Genomic DNA, 21,980 nt, shown 5'->3' on the forward strand with positions numbered 1-21,980 from the left:
GCGCGGAGAAGCCGATGGACACGATACTCAGACTCAGCCACATCACGAAGAGCTTTCCGGGCGTCAAGGCGCTGTCGGACATTCATCTCGAGGTCGCGCGCGGCGAGGTGCATGCGCTGCTGGGCGAGAACGGCGCCGGCAAGTCGACGCTGATGAAGATCCTTTGCGGCATCTATCGGCCGGATGCCGGCACGATCGAGATCGACGGCGCCGCGCGGCATTTCGCGAGCTATCACGATGCGGTCGCGGCCGGCGTCGGCATCGTGTTCCAGGAATTCAGCCTGATACCGCACCTCGATGCCGTCGACAACCTGTTTCTCGGCCGCGAACTGCGCACGCGCTGGGGCGGGCGCGATCGCGCGCGGATGCGGCGCGCCGCGGCGGGCATCTTCGCGCGGCTCGGCGTGTCGATCGATCTCGATGCGCCGCTTCGCACGCTGTCGGTCGCGCAGCAGCAATTCGTCGAGATCGGCAAGGCGCTGTCGCTCGACGCGCGGATCCTGATCCTCGACGAACCGACCGCCACGCTGACGCCGGCCGAAGCCGAACACCTGTTCGCGATCATGCGTGAGCTGAAGCGGCAGGGCGTCGCGATGATCTTCATCTCGCATCACCTCGACGAAATTTTCGCGGTGTGCGACCGGATCACGGTGCTGCGCGACGGCCAGTATGTCGCGACCACCGACGTCGCGCGCACGGACGTCGAGCAACTGGTGCGGATGATGGTTGGCCGCCGGCTGGAGAGCAGCTTTCCGCCGAAGCCGGCGCGGCGCGCCGACGCGCGCGCCGTGCTCGAAGTCGACGCGCTGCAGGTCGAGCGCGACGGTCCGGTCAACCGTTTCGTGCTGCACGAGGGCGAGATCCTCGGGTTCGCCGGCCTCGTCGGCTCCGGTCGCACCGAGACCGCGCTCGCGATCATCGGCGCGACGCGCGCGTACCGCAAGGACGTGCGTGTGCGCGGCGCGGCGGCAACGCTCGCCGATCCGGCCGATGCGCTGCGCGCGGGCATCGGCCTGCTGCCGGAAAGCCGCAAGACGGAAGGGCTCGTGACGTCGTTCTCGATCCGCGACAACATCTCGCTGAACAACCTCGGCAAATACCGGTCGCTGCGCTGGCTGATCGACCGGCGCGGCGAGGCGCGCACCACGCACGACGTGATGCGGCGCGTCGGCGTGAAAGCGCCGTCGATCCATACCGAGGTCGCGACGCTGTCCGGCGGCAACCAGCAGAAGGTCGTGATCGCGCGCTGGCTCAATCATCACGCGACCGTGCTGATCTTCGACGAGCCGACACGCGGGATCGACGTCGGCGCAAAAGCCGAAATCTACGGGCTGATGCGCGAACTGACCGCGCGCGGCTACGCCATCATCATGATCTCGTCCGAACTGCCGGAGATCGTCGGCATGTGCGATCGCGTCGCCGTGTTCCGGCAGGGCCGCATCGAGGCGACGCTCGAAGGCGACGAGATCGATCCCGATACGGTCATGGTCCATGCCACGGCCGGCACGCGAGGAGCGACCCATGAACCTGCCTGATTCTTCTTCCACGCCGTCCACGACGCTCGCGGCCGCCGCCGCCGATGCGCGGCCGCCGCGCGCGATGTGGACGCAACTGCGGCGCTCGACGCTGTTCTATCCGCTCATCGGGCTGATCGTCGTGTGCGTCGCGATGATGATCGCGAGCCCGAGCTTCCTGTCCGCCGCGAACCTCGAGAACGTGCTGCGGCAGGTGTCGATCAACGCGATCATCGCGGTCGGCATGACCTGCGTGATCCTGACCGGCGGGATCGACCTGTCCGTCGGCTCCGTGATGGCGCTGTCCGGCACGCTCGCGGCCGGGCTGATGGTCGCGGGCGTCAATGCCGTGGCTGCGCTCGCGATCGGCATCGCGGTCGGGTTCGGGTTCGGGTTCGCGAACGGCGTGTTCGTCGCGTTCGCGGGGATGCCGCCGATCATCGTCACGCTCGCGACGATGGGCATCGCACGCGGCCTCGCGCTGATCTACACCGGCGGCTATCCGATCGACGGGCTGCCCGACTGGGTCGCATTCTTCGGCAGCGGCAAGGTGCTTGGCATCCAGGCGCCGGTGCTGATCATGCTCGTCGTCTATGCGATCGCGTGGCTGCTGCTCGACCGGATGCCGTTCGGCCGCTACGTGTATGCGATCGGCGGCAACGAGCAGGCGACGCGGCTCACCGGCGTGCGCGTCGCGCGCGTGAAGCTGATCGTGTACACGCTCGCCGGGCTCACGTCGGCGATCGCGGCGGTCGTGTTGACCGGGCGGCTCATGAGCGGGCAGCCGAACGCGGGCGTCGGCTTCGAGCTCGATGCGATCGCGGCCGTCGTGATGGGCGGCACGTCGATCTCGGGCGGCCGCGGCGCGATTCTCGGCACGCTGGTCGGCGCACTGCTGCTCGGCGTGCTCAACAACGGGCTCAACATGGTCGGCGTGAACCCGTACGTGCAGAACGTGATCAAGGGCGGCATCATCCTGCTCGCGATCTACATCAGCAGGGAACGGTCGCGATAGCGCGCCGTTCGTCAGGCATCCATATTACCAACGAACGAGAACACTCATGACGACACCCGAAGCCCAGCCGCGCATGACCGCAGTGGTTTGCCACGGCCCCGAGGATTACCGCGTCGAACAGGTCGCGAAGCCGCAAGCGGGCCGGAACGAACTCGTGATTCGCATTGCCGCGTGCGGGATATGTGCGAGCGACTGCAAGTGCTATACGGGCGCGAAGATGTTCTGGGGCGGCCCGAACCCCTGGGTCAAGGCGCCCGTGATTCCCGGTCATGAATTCTTCGGCTTCGTGGAAGCGCTCGGCGACGGCGCGGCCGACCATTTCGGCGTCGCGCCGGGCGATCGCGTGATCGCCGAGCAGATCGTGCCGTGCGGCAAGTGCCGCTACTGCAAGTCGGGACAGTACTGGATGTGCGAGGTGCACAACATCTTCGGCTTCCAGCGCGAAGTCGCCGACGGCGGGATGGCCGAATACATGCGCATTCCGCCGACCGCGATCGTGCACCGCATTCCGCTTGGCGTATCACTCGAGGATGCGGCGATCATCGAGCCGCTGTCGTGCGCGATCCACACCGTGAACCGCGGCGACGTCCAGCTCGACGATGTCGTCGTGATCGCGGGCGCGGGGCCGCTCGGGTTGATGATGACGCAGGTCGCGCACCTGAAGACGCCGAAGAAGCTCGTCGTGATCGATCTGATCGACGAGCGGCTCGACCTTGCTCGGCAATACGGCGCCGACGTGACGATCAACCCGAAGCGCGACGACGCGCGCGAGATCGTCCGCGCGCTGACCGACGGCTATGGCTGCGACGTGTACATCGAGACGACCGGTGTACCGGTCGGCGTGAACCAGGGACTCGAGCTGATCCGCAAGCTCGGGCGCTTCGTCGAATTCAGCGTGTTCGGCGACGATACGACTGCCGACTGGTCGATCATCGGCGACCGTAAGGAGCTCGACGTGCGCGGCGCGCACCTGGGTCCATACTGCTATCCGATTGCGATCGATCTGCTCGCACGCGGCCTCGTCACGTCGAAGGGCATCGTCACGCACGGTTTCGCGCTGGAGGACTGGGACGAAGCGATCCGCGTTGCGAAATCGTCCGAATCGATCAAGGTGCTGCTGAAACCGGCGCGCTGACGGCCGACGCGTGCGTCAACGGAGAGATCATGGAATACGTCATAGGCGTCGACATCGGCACGCAGAGCACGAAGGCGCTGCTCGTCGACCGGCGGGGCACGATCGTCGCGCGCCGCGCGGCCGGCTATCGGCCCGACACGCCGCGCCCGCTATGGGCCGAGCAATGGCCGCAGGTATGGGTCGACGCGGTGCTCGAATGCATCGGCGGCTGCGTGCGGGACGCGCGCGAGCACGGCGTGCCCGCCGATGCGATTCGCGCGGTGTGCGTGAGCAGCCTGTACGGCGGCTCCGGCATTCCCGTCGACAGCGACATGCGGCCGCTCCATCCGTGCCTGATCTGGATGGACCGGCGCGCGACCGACGAAGTCGACTGGGTAAACGGGAACGTGGACGTCGAGCGGCTGCGCGCGATCACCGGCAACGGCGTCGACAGCTATTACGGCTTCACGAAGATGCTGTGGCTGCGCGAGCAGCGGCCGGACGTATGGGCGAACGTCCGCTATTTCCTGCCGCCGAACGCATACGTGACCTACCTGATGACCGGTGAAGTTGCCGTCGATCACAGTTCGGCCGGCAACATCGGCGGCGTATACGACGTCGCGCGCCGCGAGTGGTCCGACGACGCACTCGACATGCTCGGCATTCCGGCGACGATGATGCCCGAGCGGCTCGTCGAATCGACCGGCGTCGTCGGCGGGCTGCTGTCGCAATGGACTGGACAACTCGGTCTGGCCGCCGGCACGCCGATCGTCGCCGGCGGTGTCGATGCGGCTGTCGCAACTTTCGCGGCCGGCGCGACGCGCACGGGCCAGCACGTCGCGATGATCGGCACCAGCATGTGCTGGGGCTATGTGACCCAGCACGTCGATGCGCGGCACGGGCTCGTCAGCATGCCGCACGTGTGCAACGGGCAGCGCGACCTGTACGTGTTCGGCGGCGCGATCACCGCGGGCGCGTCGGTTGCATGGTTTCGCGACCAGTTCTGTCATGCGGAAACGGACGCGGCGCGATTGCTGCCGCACGGCGATCCGCACGTGCTGCTCGATGAAGCGGCCGAGAGCGTGCCGCCCGGCGCCGACGGTGTGCTGTTCCTGCCGTATCTGATGGGAGAGCGCAGCCCCGTATGGGATGCGAAGGCGAGCGGCGCGTTCGTCGGGTTGAGTCTCGCGCATACGAGAGCGCATCTTTATCGTGCAGTGCTCGAAGGCGTCGCGTTCGCGCTCCGGCACAACATCGAGGCCGGGCGGCGCGGCGCGGCGGCGCTGGACGACCGGCTGATCGTCGTCGGCGGCGCCGCACATTCGGCGCTGTGGATGCAGATCGTCGCTGACGTGACCGGTTTCCCGGTATGGACGATCGAGCAGGACGTCGAAGCCGCGATGGGCGCCGCGCTGCTCGCGGGCGTCGGCGTGGGGCTCGTGTCGCACGACGATGCGCAGGGAGGCTGGGTCACACTCGCCGAACGCGCGCGGCCCGATGCCGATCGCGCGCACGCGTACGACGCGCGTTTCTTGCTCTATACGACGCTGTATCCGGCGCTCATGCCGATCATGCACGCGTTGCGCACGTGATCATGAAGACACGATTCGATTTCAGCGGTTCACGGGTGCTCGTCACCGGCGCATCGAGCGGAATCGGGCGCGCATGCGCGGTTGCGCTGGCCGCTGCGGGCGCGCACGTCGTCGCGGCCGCGCGCGATGCGGCCGCGCTCGACGGGCTTGCGCGCGAGATTGCATGCGATGTCGTGCGCATCGACGTCGGCGGCGACGAACCGGCGATCGATGCGGCGCTCGCCGCGCACGACGCGTTCGACGCGCTCGTCAATTGTGCGGGTATCGCATCGCTCGAACCGGCGCTGGAAATCAGCGCCGAGCAGTTCGATCGCGTGATGGCAGTCAATGCGCGTGGCGCCGCGCTTGTCGCACGAGCCGTCGCGCGGAAGATGATCGGGCGCGACGCACGCGGCGCCGCGCACGCGCGCGGCAGCATCGTCAACGTCTCGAGCCAGGCCGCGCTGGTCGGCTTGCCCGCGCATCTGAGCTATTGCGCATCGAAGGCCGCGCTCGATGCGATTACGCGGGTGCTGTGCATCGAACTCGGCGCGCACGGGATTCGCGTAAACAGCGTGAACCCGACCGTCACGCTGACGCCGATGGCGCAATTCGCGTGGAGCGAGCCGGAGAAGCGCGCGCCGATGCTCGCGGCGATTCCGCTCGGGCGTTTCGCGGAGCCGGCCGAGGTCGTCGAGCCGATCCTGTTCCTGCTCAGCGACGCGGCGTCGATGATCAGCGGCGTATCGCTGGCGATCGACGGCGGGTATACGGCGCGCTAGCCCACGCTCGCGCGGTGACGCACGCGCGACCGGCGGCGGCCACGCATCGGCCGTTCGTGCCGGGCCTGTCCGGAAAGCGTGGCTGCGCTGCGGCGCCTTGCGCGCGGTTATACCGGGTCCTTGCTCGGCGGCCCGTCGGGCTGCTGCGGGTTGTCGTGAGGGTGGCCCGGCGCGGGTGGCGACAGCGGGTCGTCTTCCGGATCCCGGTTCGGGTCGGCCGGGGGTTCGGGCATCGGGGTCGTGTGGTCCATGGAGAACTCGCGCTTGCGTGACGACGGTGGCGCGGCGGGCGCGCCTCGTCTCCGTTATAGGCAATCGGGCGAGCGTTTGCAGCACGATTCTCGCGGTGGAACCGGCGTAGCCGCCGATATTCGGGCGTCGGCATGCATTGCGCGGGATCCGGGCTCAAACCGGTGTGCGCAATGCGCGGCTTGACTGCCGTGCGCCGATATCAGCGCAGGTCCGCCGGCGTATCGACGTCGCGCAGGATGCCGGGATCGTCGACGTCGATCAGGTTCACCGGCGCACTCGCAAACAGCGCGCGGGCCCCCATGTCGCCGTCGAGCGCGGCGAGTGCTTCGTAATGGTGCGCGGCAAAGCCGACCGGATGGCCGCGCACGCCGCGATGGACGGGCGCGACGATCGATGCGTCTGCTGCATCCAGCGCGCGCGTGACTGCTTCGTACGTGGACGCCGCGATCCACGGCATGTCGCCGAGTGCGACCAGCCAGCCGGTCGCTTCCGGCGTCGCGCGCACGCCCGCCGCCAGGCTCGCGCCCATCCCGCGCATCGCGTCGGGCGCGTAGACGACCTGGCAGCCGGCTTCGTTGAGCAACATCGCGAGTTTTTCGGCGCCGGGACGCACGACGGCGATCACATCGGCTGTCGCCGCGGCGAGATGGCGTGCGGCCGCGACCGCAACCGGCGTGCCGTCGGGAAGCAACGCGAGCAGTTTGCTGTGCAGACCGCTTGGGTCGAAGCGTTGACCGAGACCGCCGGCGAGCAGGACGCCGGTGGCGAGTGACGCATAGGACATCGGCGCGGGGGGAGGAGGGACGCAGGTGGCCCGATTGTGCGGGAGCAGGCTCGGATCGGCAAGTGCAGATGTTGCCGAGTCACGCTTGCCGGATCGGGAAAACCGTCGTCGTGCGTCGTCGAGCAGGCAACTTGAGCGGCGCTCGCAGTGAAAATACCGGCGCCCATTTCGCGCAGGTGCACCGCAGCGCCGTTGCATATGCGCCCCCTTCCCGCGAGTGGCGATCGCTTTGGTCTGACGAAACGCCTATATGCCAGACTCCGGCACAGCGTGCAGCGGCGCTTGCCCAACGCGCGCGGAATGCAGCGGATATATTGCTACCCGGACAAGCCGGAGACACCAAAGAAATGACGCGAAACGGTTTGCGTTTCGGGCCTTGGGGGCTGCGGCCCGTCACGCATCCGCCCACTTCCGCAACAGGTTGTGATAGATCCCCGTCAATGAGATGACCATCGGATCCTTCGCGCCTTTCTCCGCAGAAAGCGCCTGAATCTGCGTATCGAGCTGAAACAGCAGCGTGCGGTCGCCGTCGTCGCGGACCATGCTTTGAATCCAGAAGAACGATGCCACGCGTTCGCCGCGGGTCACGGGCGTCACCCGATGCAGGCTCGACGCCGGATACAGCACGAGGTCGCCGGCCGGCAGTTTCGCGCGATGCAGGCCGTACGTATCCTCCACGCACAGCTCGCCGCCGTCGTACGAATCGGGTTCCGCGAGAAACAGCGTCGCCGACAGATCGCTGCGCACGCGAAAATCCGTGCCGCGCAGCAACCTGATCGCGTTGTCGACATGCGTGCCGAACGTCTCGCCGCCTGCATAGCGATTGAACAGCGGCGGAAAGACCCTCAATGGCAGCGCCGCCGAAAAGAACAGCGGATGCTGCGCAAGCGCATCCTGGATCGCGTCGCCGACGGCACGCGCGACCGGCGATCCTTCCGGCAACTGGCGATTGCGCTTGGCCAGCGCGGACTGCGCGCCGGAAGTCACGTTCCCGTCGATCCACTCGGCGTCGTCGAGCAGCGCGCGGCATTGCGCGACCTGTGTCTTCGTCAGCACACCGGGGACATGAAGCATCATGATTCGAATTCCATTTCTTGAGACGGCAATTGCGCCGCCGCCGCGCGCAACGCCTCGAGCGGCGATGACGCGAGATACGCGTGCATTTTCGCGACGAACGCGGGCGTCGCGGTGGCCGGCACGCGCGCGAGCCAGACGAGCGCTTCGTCGATGCGGCCGCGCTCGACGAGCAGCCGCGCATAGTTGAACTGGCCGCGGAAGTCGCCGCCCTCGGCAGCGCGGCGATAGTGATCGAACGCGGCGTCGGCATCGGCCGCCACGACCCAGCCGTCCTCGTAGAAGCCGCCGACCAGATTGATCGACTTCGCGTGGCCGAGCGCGGCCGCCCGGCGAAGCCAGTCGAGCGCGTCGGCGCGGTTCTCGTCGATACCGTTGCCGAGCGCGAGCGCCGTTGCGTAGTTGTACATGCCCCAATCGAGCCCGGCCTGCGCGGCGAGCCGATACCAGTACACGGCCACCGGCGCGCACGCGGCCGTGCCCCAACCGAACTCGTAGCACCGCCCGAGCATGTTCATCGCCATTGGATGACCGGCGCGCGCCGCGTGCCGGAACCAGCCGAATGCGGCGGCCGGATCGCGCGCGACGCCATGCCCGTCGAGCAGGCATTGTCCGTAGACGGCCTGTGCTTCGACGATGCCGTTTTCTGCGGCCGCCGCGATCCATGCGGCGGCGCGCTGGGGCGGCCCGGCCAGGATGTCGGCGAACTCGCGCGGCGACACCGATGCGAGCGCCTTCAGCGATACGGCCTCCATCGATCAGTACCGCGCGTTCAGCGTGACGAATGCCGAGCGCCCGGGCGCGATCGACGCGTAGTGCGCCGGATACGCCTGATCGAAATACGTGCGGTTGAACAGGTTGTTCACGTTCAGCTGCAGATCGAGCTTCTTGTTGATCCGGTACTGCGCCATCGCATCGAAGCGCCAGTACGATGGCACCGCACGCAGGTTCGCGGGATCGCCGAACACTTCGGACATGTAGAACGCACCGCCGCCGACGGTGAACTTCGGCGTCACGTCGTAGTTCGACCACATCGTCAGGCTGTGCTTCGGCGTGTTCGGGAACCGGTGGCCGTCGTTGGCGGCGTCCTTGCCGTTGTCGCGCAACTCGCTCTTCATGTACGTGTAGCCGCCGAACACCTGCCACTGCTTCGTGATTTGCCCCGCGAGGCCGAGTTCGAGGCCCTGCACGCGCTTGTTGCCGACCATTGCGTACTGGTTGTTCGGCAGCGTCACGCGTGCATTCGTCGTATCGATCTGGAACAGCGCGGCCGTCAGCGACAGCTTGTCGTTCAGCACGTTCCACTTCGTGCCGAGCTCGATGCTGCGGTTTTTCTCGGGCGCCATCTGGTCGGCGTTAGGACCGACGCCGCCGCGGCCCGGGGTCAGCGACTGCGTTTCGCTGCCTTCGCCGAGCAGCATGCCGGCCGGCGTCGACGACGTCGCATACGACGCGTAGATGCTGCCGTTCCGCGCGGGCTTGAACACGAGGCCGGCCTGCCAGTTCACGAGCGTGTCGTCGCGCGTATAGGTCTTGCCGCCGTTCGCCCTGGTATCGGTGAAGCGGGTCGAGTAGTCGTCGACGCGCACGCCGGCGTTCACCTGCCAGCGCGGCGTGAGCTCGATCGTGTCGAAGCCGTAGAGCGACTTGGTCGTGGTGCGCGCATGCGCGTAGTCGTTGTTGCGGGTGATCGAGCCGGCCCACGGATCGCTCGGGTTCGGCGACCAGAGGCTCGTGCAGTTGTAGCCCGACGCCGCGCCGATGCCGTTCTGGCAGATCTTGCCGGTATCCGTTGCGACCGTGTATGAATCGCGCTTGCCCCATTCGCGCGACAGTTCGATGCCGGTCGTGAAGCTGTGCTTGAACGGCCCGGTGCGGAATTCGCCGAACAGCTCGGTCAGGTTCGCGACGCTGTTGATCGAGCTGTTGCGGTTGTTGTTGCGGCGCCAGACCTTGCCGTTTACGACGTTGCCCTGGCTGTCGTCCGGCTGCGTCCAGATGTAGTCCTGCGTCGATTCCGTGTAGCGCGTCGTGTTGCGCACCGTCAGATTCGGCGTGAGGTCGTGCTCGATCTTGATCGTGCTGATGTCCGACGTGGTCTTGCGGAAGTCGCGGTCGATCAGGCCGTAGAAGTTGTGGCGATCGACGGGCGCCGGATAGATCGTGCCGACGTTCGCGGGCTTGTTCGACGTCGTATAGAAGTACGGGATGCCGCCGTCGGGCAGGTCGTCGGTCGACAGGTGGTAGTAGCTCGCCGTCACGCGCGTCGGCGTGCCGAGGCCGAACGCGATCGACGGCGCGACGCCCCAGCGCTCGTTGTTGACCGCGTCGCGGCCGGCGACGTCGTTGTTGTGGCTCATCAGGTTCAGGCGGAACGCCGCGTGATCGGCGAACTGCCAGTTGCCGTCGGCGGTGAAGCGGCGATAGCGGTCGGTGCCGAGGCCTGCGCTTGCCGCGGCCGTCGTGCCGACGTGCGGCGCCTTCGTGATCAGGTTGATGCTGCCGCCGGCGCCGCCGCGGCCGCCATAGGCGCCGTCGGAGCCCTTCGTGACCTCGACGCGCTCGGTGTTGAAGATCTCGCGCGTGGTCGCGCCCGTGTCGCGCATCCCGTCGACGAATATGCTTCCCTGCGTGTCGTAGCCGCGAATGAACGGGCGATCGCCGAGCGGGTTGCCGCCTTCGCCGGCGCCGAACGTGATGCCGGGCACCGTGCGCAGCGCTTCGGTCAGCGTCGCCGCGCCGCTGTTCTGGATCAGTTCCTGCGGGATCACGGTGACCGACTTCGGGGTGTCGACGAGCGGCGCAGTGAATTTGGCGGACGCGGAAAAGTCGGCCTTGTAGCTATGCTCGGTCTTTCCCTGGATCTCGATCGGCGCCAGATGGCCGTCGGTGCCGACGGGGGCGGGCGGCGGCGTGCCGTCTGCGAACGCGGGGCTCGCGGCCAGCACGCTGCACAGGGTGGTGAATTTACCGAGCTTCAGCTCGTCAGGACGGGACTTCATGATGCGCATCGACCTCGCGGTGTGGCCCCCAGGCAACGACGCGGTACGAAAACGTGCATGCCGCCGGGGATTATTACGATTTGTTTTCAGATGCGCATTCTATGTAATTTTTTATTAAATGAGAAGCGTTCTTGTTTGCGTTTGTAAGGAAAGTGTTGACGATTGTGGCGGCGGCTGTTCGCGGAATTGCACCGCGCGGGGATGCGCGAATGGCCGTCGTATTCCTGAAGCGGCAACTCGAACATCCGTCGATGTCGTGGACGCAGCTCTACGCCGCGAGCCCGTACGACGATCACGCCCTATATCGCGAGTTCGAGGAAGACATGGCCGAGGCGCGGTTGGGGCTGCCGGAAGGCCGGGCGCATTCCGATGTTCTGCTCAGTGGCGGGACATCTCCGCGAGCACATGCTAGCGGCCGGCGTTTGCGTGCGGCCTATGTTCTACTCGCATGCGGCCCGGTGGCGCGAAGTACGTTCCGAATCGGACGAGCCCGGCCCTCTTCAGATGACAGGTCATCTCGAAACTTACCAGCACGCCGGGATCGTCGTTCTCGAGGATTTCAACACCGATCGTTCGGATGCGCGGCTCGTATTTCAGCAGCGTCGCCTCCATCTGGCTCTTCAGCAAATGGGCGGACGCCGGCAGCGCCTTGTAGATGTTGGTCAGATCCGGCAGGCCGTAGTCGGGCAGGTGCTTCAGCGCACCGGCACGCGTGTTCAGGATGCGGCGCACGTTCTGCTGCACGCTCAGGCATTCCAGCGTCCGCTCGTCGTGGGCATCGAGCGGTTCACCACCGATTTGTCCGAGCAGCATGTCATGGAGAGACGGTCCGGCCGGCATGGCGTCGCTCCCGTTATGCGACGACCGGCGCGACCGCCGCGGCGTCCACCGACGTGTCGCGGTCGACGAAATCGATCGTCAGATTGCCCTCGGTCGAGCTCGACAGCACGATCTTCGCCGGCGCGGCGCCGTTGGCCATGCGCGCGAGCAACTCGCGCGAAACCGTCGGCAGGATGCGCTGGTTGAGGAACGCATCGACGTTGCGCGCGCCGGATTCGCGAGCGAGACACTGCTCGGCCATTGCACCGATCAGGGACTCGTCGCACGTCAGCTCGACGTCGTGCTGACGGCGCAGGCGGTCTGCAACCTTCGCGAGCTTCAGGCGCACGATGGAGGCGAGCGCGGTTGCGTCCAGCGGACGGTAGACGAGCGTCTGGAAGCGCGCAAGCAGGGCCGGCTGGAAGTGTGCGACGAGCTGCGGGTGAATGGCGTCCAGCAGCGCGGCCTGCGCAATCCTGGGATCGTCGGTGGTCGCCTCGTCGATCTGCGCGCTGCCGAGATTGGACGTCATCAGGATCACGCAGTTGCGGAAATCGATCTCGCGCCCCTCGCCGTCGCGCATCATGCCGCGATCGAACACCTGGTAAAAGATGTCCAGCACGTCGCGATGTGCCTTCTCGATCTCGTCGAGCAGTACGACGCTATAGGGACGCTGGCGCACGGCTTCGGTCAGAATCCCGCCACGGCCATATCCGACGTAACCCGGGGGCGAGCCCTTCAGCTGGGACACCGTATGCGATTCCTGGTACTCCGACATGTTGATCGTCGTGAGCGCCGTTTCGCCACCAAAGAGCAGGTCGGCCAGCGCGAGCGCGGTCTCGGTCTTCCCGACGCCGGACGGTCCTGCGAGCAGGAACACACCGAGCGGCGCGTGCTCGTTCTTGAGCCCCGCTTTCGCGGTGCGCAGGCTCTCGGCGAGCGCAGCCAGCGCGTCGTCCTGTGCGACCACGCGTGTGGCGAGCTGCGCTTCGAACGTGAGCAGGCTCTGCAATTCATCGTCGACGAGGTTGCCGACCGGCACGCCGGTCCACTCGGCGACGACGCGTGCGATCGCCTGCGCGTCGACATCGGCAAAGACCAACGGAGCTTTACCCTGGGCGCCGCCAAGCGCCTGCCGCGCGCGGACCAAAGAAGCGCCGTCGCGCTCGAACGGCTCGACCTCTCGTTGCTCATGCAGCGCCTGAACGAGCTTGAGCTCTCTGTCATAACGGCTCTGCAGATCCGCCAGTTCCGATTTCGCGTTCACGAGCGCGACCTCGAGCGACGCACGACGCGCCTGCGCGTGCTCAATGCCTGCGCGCGCGTCGTCTTCCAGCGTCGCGTACTCGAGCTCGAGCGCCGACACCGCGGCCCGCGCGCGCTGGAGTTCCGCGGGCGGAGACTCGAGACTCATGCGCACGCGCGCGGCCGCCGTATCGATCAGATCGACCGCCTTGTCGGGCAACTGCCGTGCCGGAATATAGCGGCGCGACAGTTTCACCGCGGCGACGAGCGCCTCGTCGCGGATGTGGACGTGGTGAAATTGTGCATAGCGGCTCTTCAGACCCCGCAGCATCAGGCACGCCGCGTCATCGTCGGGTTCGTCGACCTTGATGATCTGGAAGCGGCGTTCGAGCGCGGCGTCACGCTCGAAGAATTCCTTGTATTCGGACCACGTGGTGGCCGCGATCGTGCGCAACTCACCGCGCGCGAGCGCCGGCTTGAGCAGGTTCGCGGCGTCGGCGCCGCCGGCGGCATTACCCGCGCCGATCAACGTGTGCGCTTCGTCGATGAAGAGCAGGATCGGCACGGCAGAGGCTTGTACTTCTTCGATGACGTTCTTCAGGCGCTGCTCGAACTCTCCCTTCACGCCGGCGCCTGCCTGTAGCAGACCCAGGTCGAGTGTGAGAATCCGCACGTCGCGTATGACGGTGGGCACGCTGCCTTCAGCGACGCGCAACGCGAGGCCTTCGACGAGCGCCGTCTTGCCCACGCCCGGTTCGCCGACGAGAATCGGATTGTTCTTGCGCCGGCGCGCCAGCACGTCGACCATCTGCCGGATCTCGCGATCGCGGCCGAAGACGGGATCGATGTCACCGCGACGGGCCTTGTCGGTCAGATCGATCGCGAAGCGGGCAAGCGCGTCTCCCTCCACGGTGCGCTGAGGCGCGGGCATTCGAGTGTCATTGCCCGTGGCCACTGTGGGCCGGACTTCGCCGGCCGGGGCGAGCGCCTCGTCATCCGTTCCAGCGTCCACGTCATCCAGCTTGTTTTCGCACGACCGATGACCGAGGCGCGGTAGCAGCCGCTGGATCTGCGCGCTGCTGATCGACAGCAGCGGCCAGGCATTCTGCGCACGCAGCACGTGCGGCACGTCGACGATGGCCTGCAGCAGGTGGCCAGAGCGGATGGCCTGCTCGTGGGTTTCCGACGTGGCGTGAAGCCATGCATCCTGAAGCACGGTCGCCAATTGCGGGGACAGCGCCGGTTTGCCGCGCAGGTTGCGAGGCTGGTGCTCGAGCGCGGCAATCAATGCGTCCCAGACCGCATCGACGTCGATCCGGTAATGCCGCAGAATCGCGGGAATGTCGCCGTCGCCGGCCTCGATCAGCTTCAACAGCCAGTGTTCGACCGTAACCTCGCCCGAGAGCCGTCCTTGGCAAAGCCTTGCAGCCGCCCCGAGCGCCTTCGCGCAGTACGGGTTGAGTCGACGAAACAGATGGGTCGTATCGCGCAGGGTCATGACGGAAGCCGGGTCGCAGAAGAGAGCGGGCGACAGCCTGTGGCCCGCTCCGAAGTAGAAAAAGGTCAGCCCGGATCGCGAGCTGGTAAAACGGACCGGCCGCAGCAGCGCGCCAGTCCCACTACAAGGTGCGGATATCAGGAACGCTCGTTCCAGGTGTCCTTGTGGATAATGTTGCCGTCCTTGTACGACCAGGTGATCGTCTCGTAGCGCAGTTCGACGTTCTCGAGGTGGTTGTGTTTCTCGTAGTCCGGGTTCTTGATGTCGTACATCACCGGGTTGACGGCCACGATCTTGACGTTGTCGAGCTTCGTGTTGAAGTACTCCTTCTCCTTGCCCGCGTCGTCGATCTTGTACCACTTGATTTCGACCGACTTCAATGTCTGGCCGCTCGTCACGGCCTTGTACAGGTACGGCGTCGACGCGTCCGTTTCCTTCGTCAACGTAATGGGCTTGTGCACACGTGTACCCGTGAGCTTGCCCGTGTTGCCGTCGGTCGGGATGTGCACGCCGTGATCGAACGCGACGAGCTCGACGCTGCCTTCGCGGTCCTGAACCGTCACCGAGCCCTTGATGTCGGCGCCACCATCGTCCTTGAGCCACATATAGGCCGGAATTGCCATTGCTTCACTCCTGTTTACGTACTGCGACAACCGCCCGGAGCCAGCCCCCGAGCTTCAGAATCCCGAAGCGGGCGCTCCGGGGGCTTAAAGCCTGTGCTTCATTTCACGGCGTCGTCCTTCGGACCTCCGGCACCAGCGTGATTTCCACGCGCCGGTTCGTGGCGCGTCCGTCCGGTGTGTCATTGCTTGCGATCGGTCGTGTATCGCCGTAGCCCTGGATGGCAAACTGCGTGGCGGGGATGCCTGATGCGTCGATCAGCCAGTCGCGCACCGCCTGCGCACGCGCTGTCGACAGCTTCAGGTTGCTGTCCGGATTGCCCACGTTGTCGGTGTAGCCGGCCACGAGAATTCGCTTGTCCGGCGCCCCGAAGGAAGTCCCGTTGGAGGAATGCGTCTTGATCATCTCGAGCGCACCGACCATCGCGCGTGTCGACCCCGGTTTCAGCTGTGCGCGCCCACTGTCGAAGAGCGACATGCTGTCGAGCGTGACGACCGCGGGCGGCGGAGGCGGCGGCGCGTAGGAGGCGATCGCGTCGTCGAGCGCCGGCATCAGACGGTTGCCCCGGTACATGCCGAACGACAGGCGAAGCGGAATGCCGGTGCGTGCATACCGGTCGAGTTGATCGCGATCGGCGACCAGCGCCTGCAACGCGTCGCGCTTCGCAGCGTCGTGTGCGGACGGGACCATCGAATAGCGGCCGAGATCGGCGCCGATGCGGTTCAGCAACGCCGAGTTGCTCTTTGCTGACGCCCAAGACGCCACTGCGGCCGCGCACGCGAGCAGCGCGAGCGCATGGGCGCAGGCCGCCATGCGCGGCGACAACCAGTGCCGGCGCGGCATCGCCTCGATCAACGGCTGCGGGAACGGCCACGGCAGCGAAGAAGCTGCCGCGCCAGCGGGCACGACCCCGGTCTGCATCCCGACATCGCGTTGCCAAGGGTTGCCCGAATCGTGGCCCAAGGAAATGCCCCCGCGGTCCGCGGGGCCGCAGTCGGTCCAGCCGGCACCGAACAGCGCCCACGGTGTGGCCGGCTGCTGCCGGTCCGTAAGCGCACCGATCACGACACGCTGCGTCCATCCAACGATTGACGCAAGGGCGGCTGCGCGCGTGGCAACCATCCGGTCGCCCGCGGCGCGCTGGACCTCATCCTCGGCTGCCCGGATCACCGGCTCGAAGCGTTCGGTGTCAACCAGACGTGTTGCCGAGGAAACGCCATACCATTGCGATGTCGCGAGGTGCGCGCTGGCAGCGGCTCCCAAACCCGGGATCGCGTGCGGGACATTGGAATTTTCTTCGACCGTCAGCCGTTGATAGACGGCGACGTAACCGGGTAGGCGAGCGCCGAGCATGCGCGCCGCGTCGGCGACCGCCTGACGCACCAGTCGCAGCTTCTGCGTCAGGACGTCCGGCCCCGAGTGCAAGGCAGGCGCAACGCAAAGTACGACACCATCGGGCGCACGACCGTCGCGCCATTGCCGGACCGCGACGGCGAGCCGCGGCAGCTCCTGCGGATGATCGACACGCAGCCAGATCGCGCCATCGCCGACATGCGCGAAGCGCTCCTCTTCGCTCCGATTGAACAACGAGGGCAGGCCATCGCCCGTGACCAATACGAGCCGCATACGCGTGCGCAGCCTGACGGGAATATCCTCAGTCGCCGCGCCTAGTGCAGCCAGGACGTGTGCGCTTTGTTCGCGCGCGCGGGACAGCCGGCGGGTGAACCACGCCATCAGCGCGAGCACGACGGCTCCACTGAGCGCCGTGAGCGCCCAGGTCACGCCACGGCCGAGTGGCAGCACGAGCCAGATCACCGCGAGCGCCAGCGCAGCCGCGAACACGATCATAATCCGAAGCGGGTACCCGAGCCCTTCGTACCCATCATCGGGCGTGCGCGCCGGCCTGGCGGACAGGACCCGCAGGTCGGACTTCACGGCTGACCGACCCGTGCCGACAGCAGATGCGCGAGCTGAGCATCCAGCGCCGCTGCCCAGATCATCCACACGGTCGCCGCGGCGACGCAGGCCAGTCCGGCTATCGCCCACGGCGACAGCCGGTAGAACCAGTCCGAAAGCCGTCGTCCCGCGCGATCGGCAACGAAGGGCCGTGCCGACGAAGGCCGAAGCTTCTCCAGTTGGGCGTTCAGCGATGCGATCAACGCGGTGCGCTTCGCTTCGCCTTCGCGGGCGTAGCGTCCCACGAATCCCATGCCAAGGATCGCCGCGTAACACTCGAGCACGTCGACGCGCGGCGTAGCCTCCTGCATGCGCGCCTCCAGCCGATCGATCACGCTCTCGCCGGCGTCGTGCAGATTGAACTGCTCGACCTGCAGCGGTGTCAGTTCCCAGTCGGCGCGCATTTCGGTCGGCAGCGCGCGTAGTGCCGTTTCGTCCAGCAGGCCACACTGGGCGATCAGGACCTCCCGGCGCACGTCATCCGGATAGCCACGTCGCGCCAGTGCTTCCGACAAATTCTCGATCAACTGCCTGCATCGATGGCGCAGTCCGTCCGCATCGTGCGCCATCCCACCCGAGCCAAGGGTCGTCACCAGCAATGCCGTATCGCGCAGCAGATCGCGCATGCCGTTATGCGGTGTGCCGCCAGCGTTGGTCACCGAGTCGAGCAGGGCAAGTTCGGGGCGGCGGGAAGTCAGCGTGTTCATGAGCGCAGCACCGCGTAGAGTTCAAGCGCGGCATCGGGTACCGACGCCGGAAGATAGATCTGGCAGGCGCGCGCGGCGAGCATCTTCACGTGCGCGGCACTCGCCGCATCGAGTGCGAAATACTGATTGTCCAGGCGTATCGGGATCGCCGCCGGCACGCGCTGCACGGCTTTCAACGGTATGCCCGACAACGCTGAATTGATGATGTGCTCCACGTCGTCCGGCGCGCCGACCTTGCACAGCCGCGGGAATTGCTCAACGAGCTCGAACGCGGGAATCGGCGCATTCACGGACAGATACCAGTCGGCGGCATCCCCGACGATGCGATCGTCGAGGAACTGGCCGGTCCACGTGGTGGGCGTCTTGCGCGTGAGCCCGATTGATATGACACGTGACGGAATGATGGCATCGAGCAGATCGCGGATCGTCGATTCGAGCTGTGCGAATACGTCGTCAGCGCGCGCATGCTCGTACGCCGGGATGTCCGAGAGCTGCGCGCCGGTCGAGAACGTCATGAGCGCACTCGCCAACTGCGCGAGCGTTGCGTACAGGTGCTCGGGCGAGCGATTCGGGTGCGTTGCAAAGAGCCGCAACTGCGGCCACGCTGCATGGATGCAGTGGAGCAGCCAAAAAAGCTGAATGTCGGCCACACCATATTCCGCCACCTGCTCGATGCGCTCGCTGCGGCGTGCGCCAAGTGCAAGACTTTTCGCCTGCAGGATGTCGGCAAGGCGATTGATCCGCTCGACGTGCAGCGGATGACCGCCAAGCGTCAGGCATGGCGGCACGAACCGGTGATCGACCTGGAACTGGCCGCTTGCGCTTCGGGTGAGCCGCGCGATCGCGCAGACCGTGTCGTCGGCATGGGACTCGAAGTCGAACAGCAGTCGTACCGCATGACGTTCGGCCGCGATTTCCGATTCACCGGAGCCGTTCAGGTCCGTGACCTTGACGAATTCGCGGTACGAGCGACGCGGGCGCGCAAGCGTGGTTTCATCGAAGCGGCAGTTGTTGCCGTTCGCATCCGGTAGCGCGAGCGCGGCGAGCACCACGATGCTTTGACGATCCGCCGGCACGCCCTGTGTCAGGTCACGCGCGGGCGGAACGTCATCGGCCATCGTCGTATCGACCGGCGTACCATCGGGAAAACGTATCTTCAGCCGCGTGAGCTTCAGACGCCCCGCTGCCAGCGCCTCCTGGTCGACCTCGACGCCAAGGGAGCCCCAGGGATGCGCGAGCGCGGCGGCTGCGAACTGCTGCATCGCAAACCCCGTCCATCGGTCCTGCTGCTGAAAATGCTGCTGCGAGAGGATCAAGCCCTCGTACCAGAGCGGTTTGTCGATCCGCATAAGTATGGTCTGAATGTGCGTTATAAGAAAGAGGGCATAACATATACACAATCTTTCTCGCGCGGTGAAATATCAAAGTATTTCGATTTACTAATCGCTCTCGCGAAAATGTCAAATACATTAAATCAACTATTGAATAATTAATTATTGAGATAAAGATCGTCGAGGCAATTTAGAGATGGTGGCGAAACACGTGCCACCCTCGTCCTATATTGCAACCGCCATGGTGATGGGGCGAAAGGACGTCGCGCCTAAGCGGCAGGTAGCGTAGCGCCAGGGTGGCCCGATTAATGTCGATAAATGTTAAATCTCAAAATAAAACCGGATATTTTTGAATTGGTTTGCATTTGAGCGCGTGGCAGACGTGCAACATGCTTTGACGCATGTCGTGTTTACCGAGTATAAGTGCCAAGCGATTTCGCCGTGCTAACCGAAACCACACGATGAAACTCCGATCGGAGCATGCTCCGCGTGATGTGCATGACGAACTCAGTATCGTGTCGAACGCGTCGCGCACCTGCTCGGGCTTTACCATCACTCAATAAGGATTGCAAATGGATAGCTTCCAGAGAGAAATTCCGAAAAGCCGTGTGTCCATTACATTGGATTTGCATACGGGCGGAGCCCAGAAGAAGGTCGAGCTGCCGCTCAAGCTGCTCGTTGCGGGCGACTTCAGCGCGGGCCGTGAGCAAGCGCCGCTTGCCGAGCGCAAGAAGGTCAATATCGACAAGAACAACTTCGATGCTGTCCTGGCCGACTATGCGCCGGATCTGAAGATGTCCGCGGAGAACATGCTGGCCGGCGACGGATCGGAGCTTCCGGTGAACCTCTCGTTCCGCTCGATGAAGGATTTCGAACCGGAGCAGGTTGCTCGCCAGATCCCGGAGTTGCAAGCCATGCTGGCGATGCGCAATCTGTTGCGCGACCTCAAATCGAATTTGCTCGACAACGGCACGTTCCGTCGCGAGTTCGAAAAGATTCTGAAGGACAAGCGCCTCACCGAAAAGCTTCGTGGCGAACTGTCACAGATCGTGACGGCCGCTACACAACAGGAAGGTCATGCCTGAGCGCAGTCGGCCGAAGAGGGCCTCCACCGCCTCACGCAACCACACAGCCATACGAAACGGGACTGAGAGAACCATGAAGCAGAATGAAGCGGGTCAGGGCGCAACGGAAACCGTCGTGCTCGAGCATGAAAGCGTGTACGCCGCGCTGTGCGACAAGATCAATCTGATGCCGGTCGCCGAAGCTCGGCCGATCGAAGCATTTCGCGATAACGACACGCTGTCGGAGGCATCGGCCGACGAGCGCGTTGCGCGCGGCATGGACGCGCTGCTCAATCTGATCGCGAAGGAAAGCAAGCCGGTCGATCGCCTGGACAAGTCGCTGCTGGATTTTTACATCGGGCAGCTCGACCGCCAAATCAGCCGTCAACTCGACGCCGTCATGCACACACCTGACTTCCAGGCGCTCGAAGGGCGCTGGCGCGGGCTGAAGATGCTCGTCTCGCGCACGGACTTCCGCAAGAACGCGCGCATCGAAGTGCTGGATGTGGCGAAGGACGCGCTGCAGCGCGACTTCGAGGACGCGCCGGAACTGATCCAGAGCGGCCTGTATCGCCTTACCTATATCGAAGAGTACGACACGCCGGGCGGCCAGCCGATCAGCGCGATGATCAGTGACTTCGAGTTCACGAATTCGCCGATGGATGTGGCGTTGCTGCGCAACATCTCAAAGGTCGCCGCTGCCGCGCACATGCCGTTCATCGGCGCGGTCGGTGCGGCGTTCTTCGGCAAGAAGTCGATGGAGGAAGTTGCTGCGATCCAGGATATCGGCAACTACTTCGATCGCGCCGAGTACATCAAGTGGAAGAGCTTCCGCGACACGGACGATGCACGCTATGTCGGCCTGACGATGCCGCGCGTGCTCGGGCGTCTGCCGTACGGCAAGGACACGACGCCCGTGCGTGCCTTCAATTACGAAGAGGCAGTGAAGGGCCCGGATCACGACAAGTACCTGTGGGTCAACGCATCGTTCGCGTTCGCGGCGAACATGGTGCGCAGCTTCGTGAACAACGGCTGGTGCGTGCAGATCCGCGGCCCGCAGGCGGGAGGCAAGGTCGAGGACCTGCCAGTTCACCTGTACGACCTCGGCACGGGTGTGCAACCGAAGATCCCGACCGAAGTGCTGATTCCCGAGACGCGTGAGTTCGAATTCGCGAATCTCGGCTTCATTCCGCTGTCGTTCTACAAGAATCACGACTTCGCGTGCTTCTTCTCGGCCAGTTCGACGCAGAAGCCCGCGGTCTATGAGACCAAGGAAGCGACGGCCAATAGCCGCATCAACGCACGTTTGCCGTACATCTTCCTGCTGTCGCGGATCGCTCACTACCTGAAGCTGATCCAGCGGGAGAACATCGGTACGACCAAGGATCGGCGTCTCCTCGAGCTCGAGCTGAACAACTGGATCAAGGGGCTCGTGACGGAGATGAAGGACCCGGGCGACGAGCTACAGGCTTCGCACCCGCTGCGTGAGGCAAAGGTGACCGTCGAGGACATCGAGGACAACCCGGGCTTCTTCCGCATCAAGCTCTTCATCATCCCGCACTTCCAGGTCGAGGGCATGGACATCGGCCTGTCGCTGGTGTCGCAGATGCCCAAGGCCAAAAGTTAAGGCG

Annotated in this window: 18 protein-coding genes; 7 read left to right on the forward strand and 11 right to left on the reverse strand. The window is 65.4% G+C overall.

Going from position 1 to position 21,980, the window contains the following annotated elements:
* Positions 1-14 precede the first annotated feature (14 nt).
* Genes KDW55_RS25130 through KDW55_RS25150 form a run of 5 tightly spaced genes read left to right on the forward strand, consistent with a single transcriptional unit; the run spans position 15 to position 5,996 of the window.
* Complete coding sequence (locus tag KDW55_RS25130; protein ID WP_209821812.1) at positions 15-1,535, forward strand: sugar ABC transporter ATP-binding protein; 1,521 nt, start codon at positions 15-17, stop codon at positions 1,533-1,535.
* Complete coding sequence (locus KDW55_RS25135) at positions 1,522-2,529, forward strand: ABC transporter permease (RefSeq protein ID WP_212161380.1); 1,008 nt, start codon at positions 1,522-1,524, stop codon at positions 2,527-2,529. Before KDW55_RS25130 ends, KDW55_RS25135 begins: the two co-directional genes overlap by 14 nt.
* A 46-nt stretch (positions 2,530-2,575) precedes the next feature.
* Complete coding sequence (locus tag KDW55_RS25140) at positions 2,576-3,664, forward strand: alcohol dehydrogenase catalytic domain-containing protein (RefSeq protein WP_069243181.1); 1,089 nt, start codon at positions 2,576-2,578, stop codon at positions 3,662-3,664.
* 29 nt (positions 3,665-3,693) lie between these two features.
* The gene (locus tag KDW55_RS25145) at positions 3,694-5,235 is read left to right on the forward strand and encodes an FGGY-family carbohydrate kinase (protein ID WP_212161378.1); all 1,542 of its coding nucleotides are present in this window, start codon (positions 3,694-3,696) and stop codon (positions 5,233-5,235) included.
* Positions 5,236-5,237: 2 nt separating this feature from the next.
* The gene (locus KDW55_RS25150) at positions 5,238-5,996 is read left to right on the forward strand and encodes an SDR family oxidoreductase (RefSeq protein ID WP_040141222.1); all 759 of its coding nucleotides are present in this window, start codon (positions 5,238-5,240) and stop codon (positions 5,994-5,996) included.
* A 107-nt stretch (positions 5,997-6,103) separates the two neighbouring features.
* On the opposite strand, the gene KDW55_RS29665 is transcribed toward KDW55_RS25150, so the two are convergent.
* The 11 genes from KDW55_RS29665 to tssK all read right to left on the reverse strand — a co-directional run bounded on the left by KDW55_RS29665 (position 6,104) and on the right by tssK (position 19,303).
* A complete protein-coding gene (locus KDW55_RS29665; RefSeq protein ID WP_261314241.1) occupies positions 6,104-6,229 on the reverse strand; it encodes a hypothetical protein in 126 nt (41 codons plus the stop codon).
* 218 nt (positions 6,230-6,447) lie between these two features.
* Positions 6,448-7,032: a nucleotidyltransferase family protein gene (locus tag KDW55_RS25155; protein WP_059544336.1), complete on the reverse strand. Its 585-nt coding sequence runs from the start codon at positions 7,030-7,032 to the stop codon at positions 6,448-6,450.
* A 393-nt stretch (positions 7,033-7,425) separates the two neighbouring features.
* Entirely contained in the window at positions 7,426-8,109 is a 684-nt protein-coding gene (locus KDW55_RS25160; protein ID WP_212161377.1) for a Fe2+-dependent dioxygenase, read from the reverse strand.
* Positions 8,106-8,861 (reverse strand): tetratricopeptide repeat protein, encoded by a 756-nt coding sequence (locus KDW55_RS25165; protein WP_212161376.1) that lies wholly within the window; start codon positions 8,859-8,861, stop codon positions 8,106-8,108. Before KDW55_RS25165 ends, KDW55_RS25160 begins: the two co-directional genes overlap by 4 nt.
* 3 nt (positions 8,862-8,864) lie before the next feature.
* A complete protein-coding gene (locus KDW55_RS25170; protein WP_212161374.1) occupies positions 8,865-11,108 on the reverse strand; it encodes a TonB-dependent siderophore receptor in 2,244 nt (747 codons plus the stop codon).
* Positions 11,109-11,516: 408 nt separating this feature from the next.
* Positions 11,517-11,948, reverse strand: coding sequence for a type VI secretion system baseplate subunit TssE (gene tssE / locus KDW55_RS25175; RefSeq protein WP_059544331.1), 432 nt, complete (start codon positions 11,946-11,948; stop codon positions 11,517-11,519).
* Between the two features lie 13 nt (positions 11,949-11,961).
* Complete coding sequence (gene tssH, locus KDW55_RS25180) at positions 11,962-14,670, reverse strand: type VI secretion system ATPase TssH (protein ID WP_212161390.1); 2,709 nt, start codon at positions 14,668-14,670, stop codon at positions 11,962-11,964.
* Positions 14,671-14,807: 137 nt separating this feature from the next.
* Positions 14,808-15,293 carry an Hcp family type VI secretion system effector gene (locus KDW55_RS25185; RefSeq protein WP_069243175.1) on the reverse strand — a complete coding sequence of 162 codons (486 nt, stop codon included), beginning with the start codon at positions 15,291-15,293 and terminating at the stop codon, positions 14,808-14,810.
* Between the two features lie 103 nt (positions 15,294-15,396).
* Positions 15,397-17,226, reverse strand: coding sequence for an OmpA family protein (locus KDW55_RS25190; protein ID WP_212161373.1), 1,830 nt, complete (start codon positions 17,224-17,226; stop codon positions 15,397-15,399).
* Entirely contained in the window at positions 17,223-17,954 is a 732-nt protein-coding gene (locus tag KDW55_RS25195) for a DotU/TssL family secretion system protein (protein WP_040140385.1), read from the reverse strand. The genes KDW55_RS25190 and KDW55_RS25195 overlap by 4 nt, the downstream gene beginning before the upstream one ends.
* The gene (gene tssK / locus KDW55_RS25200) at positions 17,951-19,303 is read right to left on the reverse strand and encodes a type VI secretion system baseplate subunit TssK (protein WP_212161372.1); all 1,353 of its coding nucleotides are present in this window, start codon (positions 19,301-19,303) and stop codon (positions 17,951-17,953) included. Before tssK ends, KDW55_RS25195 begins: the two co-directional genes overlap by 4 nt.
* Positions 19,304-19,857: 554 nt before the next feature.
* Between tssK and tssB the strand changes: the two genes are divergently transcribed.
* Together tssB and tssC are read left to right on the forward strand one after the other, a co-directional pair.
* Complete coding sequence (tssB, locus tag KDW55_RS25205) at positions 19,858-20,370, forward strand: type VI secretion system contractile sheath small subunit (protein WP_040140381.1); 513 nt, start codon at positions 19,858-19,860, stop codon at positions 20,368-20,370.
* A 73-nt stretch (positions 20,371-20,443) separates the two neighbouring features.
* The gene (gene tssC, locus KDW55_RS25210; RefSeq protein ID WP_059544318.1) at positions 20,444-21,976 is read left to right on the forward strand and encodes a type VI secretion system contractile sheath large subunit; all 1,533 of its coding nucleotides are present in this window, start codon (positions 20,444-20,446) and stop codon (positions 21,974-21,976) included.
* Positions 21,977-21,980: the final 4 nt, after the last annotated feature.

The sequence above is a fragment of the Burkholderia sp. AU19243 genome, assembly GCF_018148075.1.
GTDB classification, from domain to species: domain Bacteria; phylum Pseudomonadota; class Gammaproteobacteria; order Burkholderiales; family Burkholderiaceae; genus Burkholderia; species Burkholderia latens_A.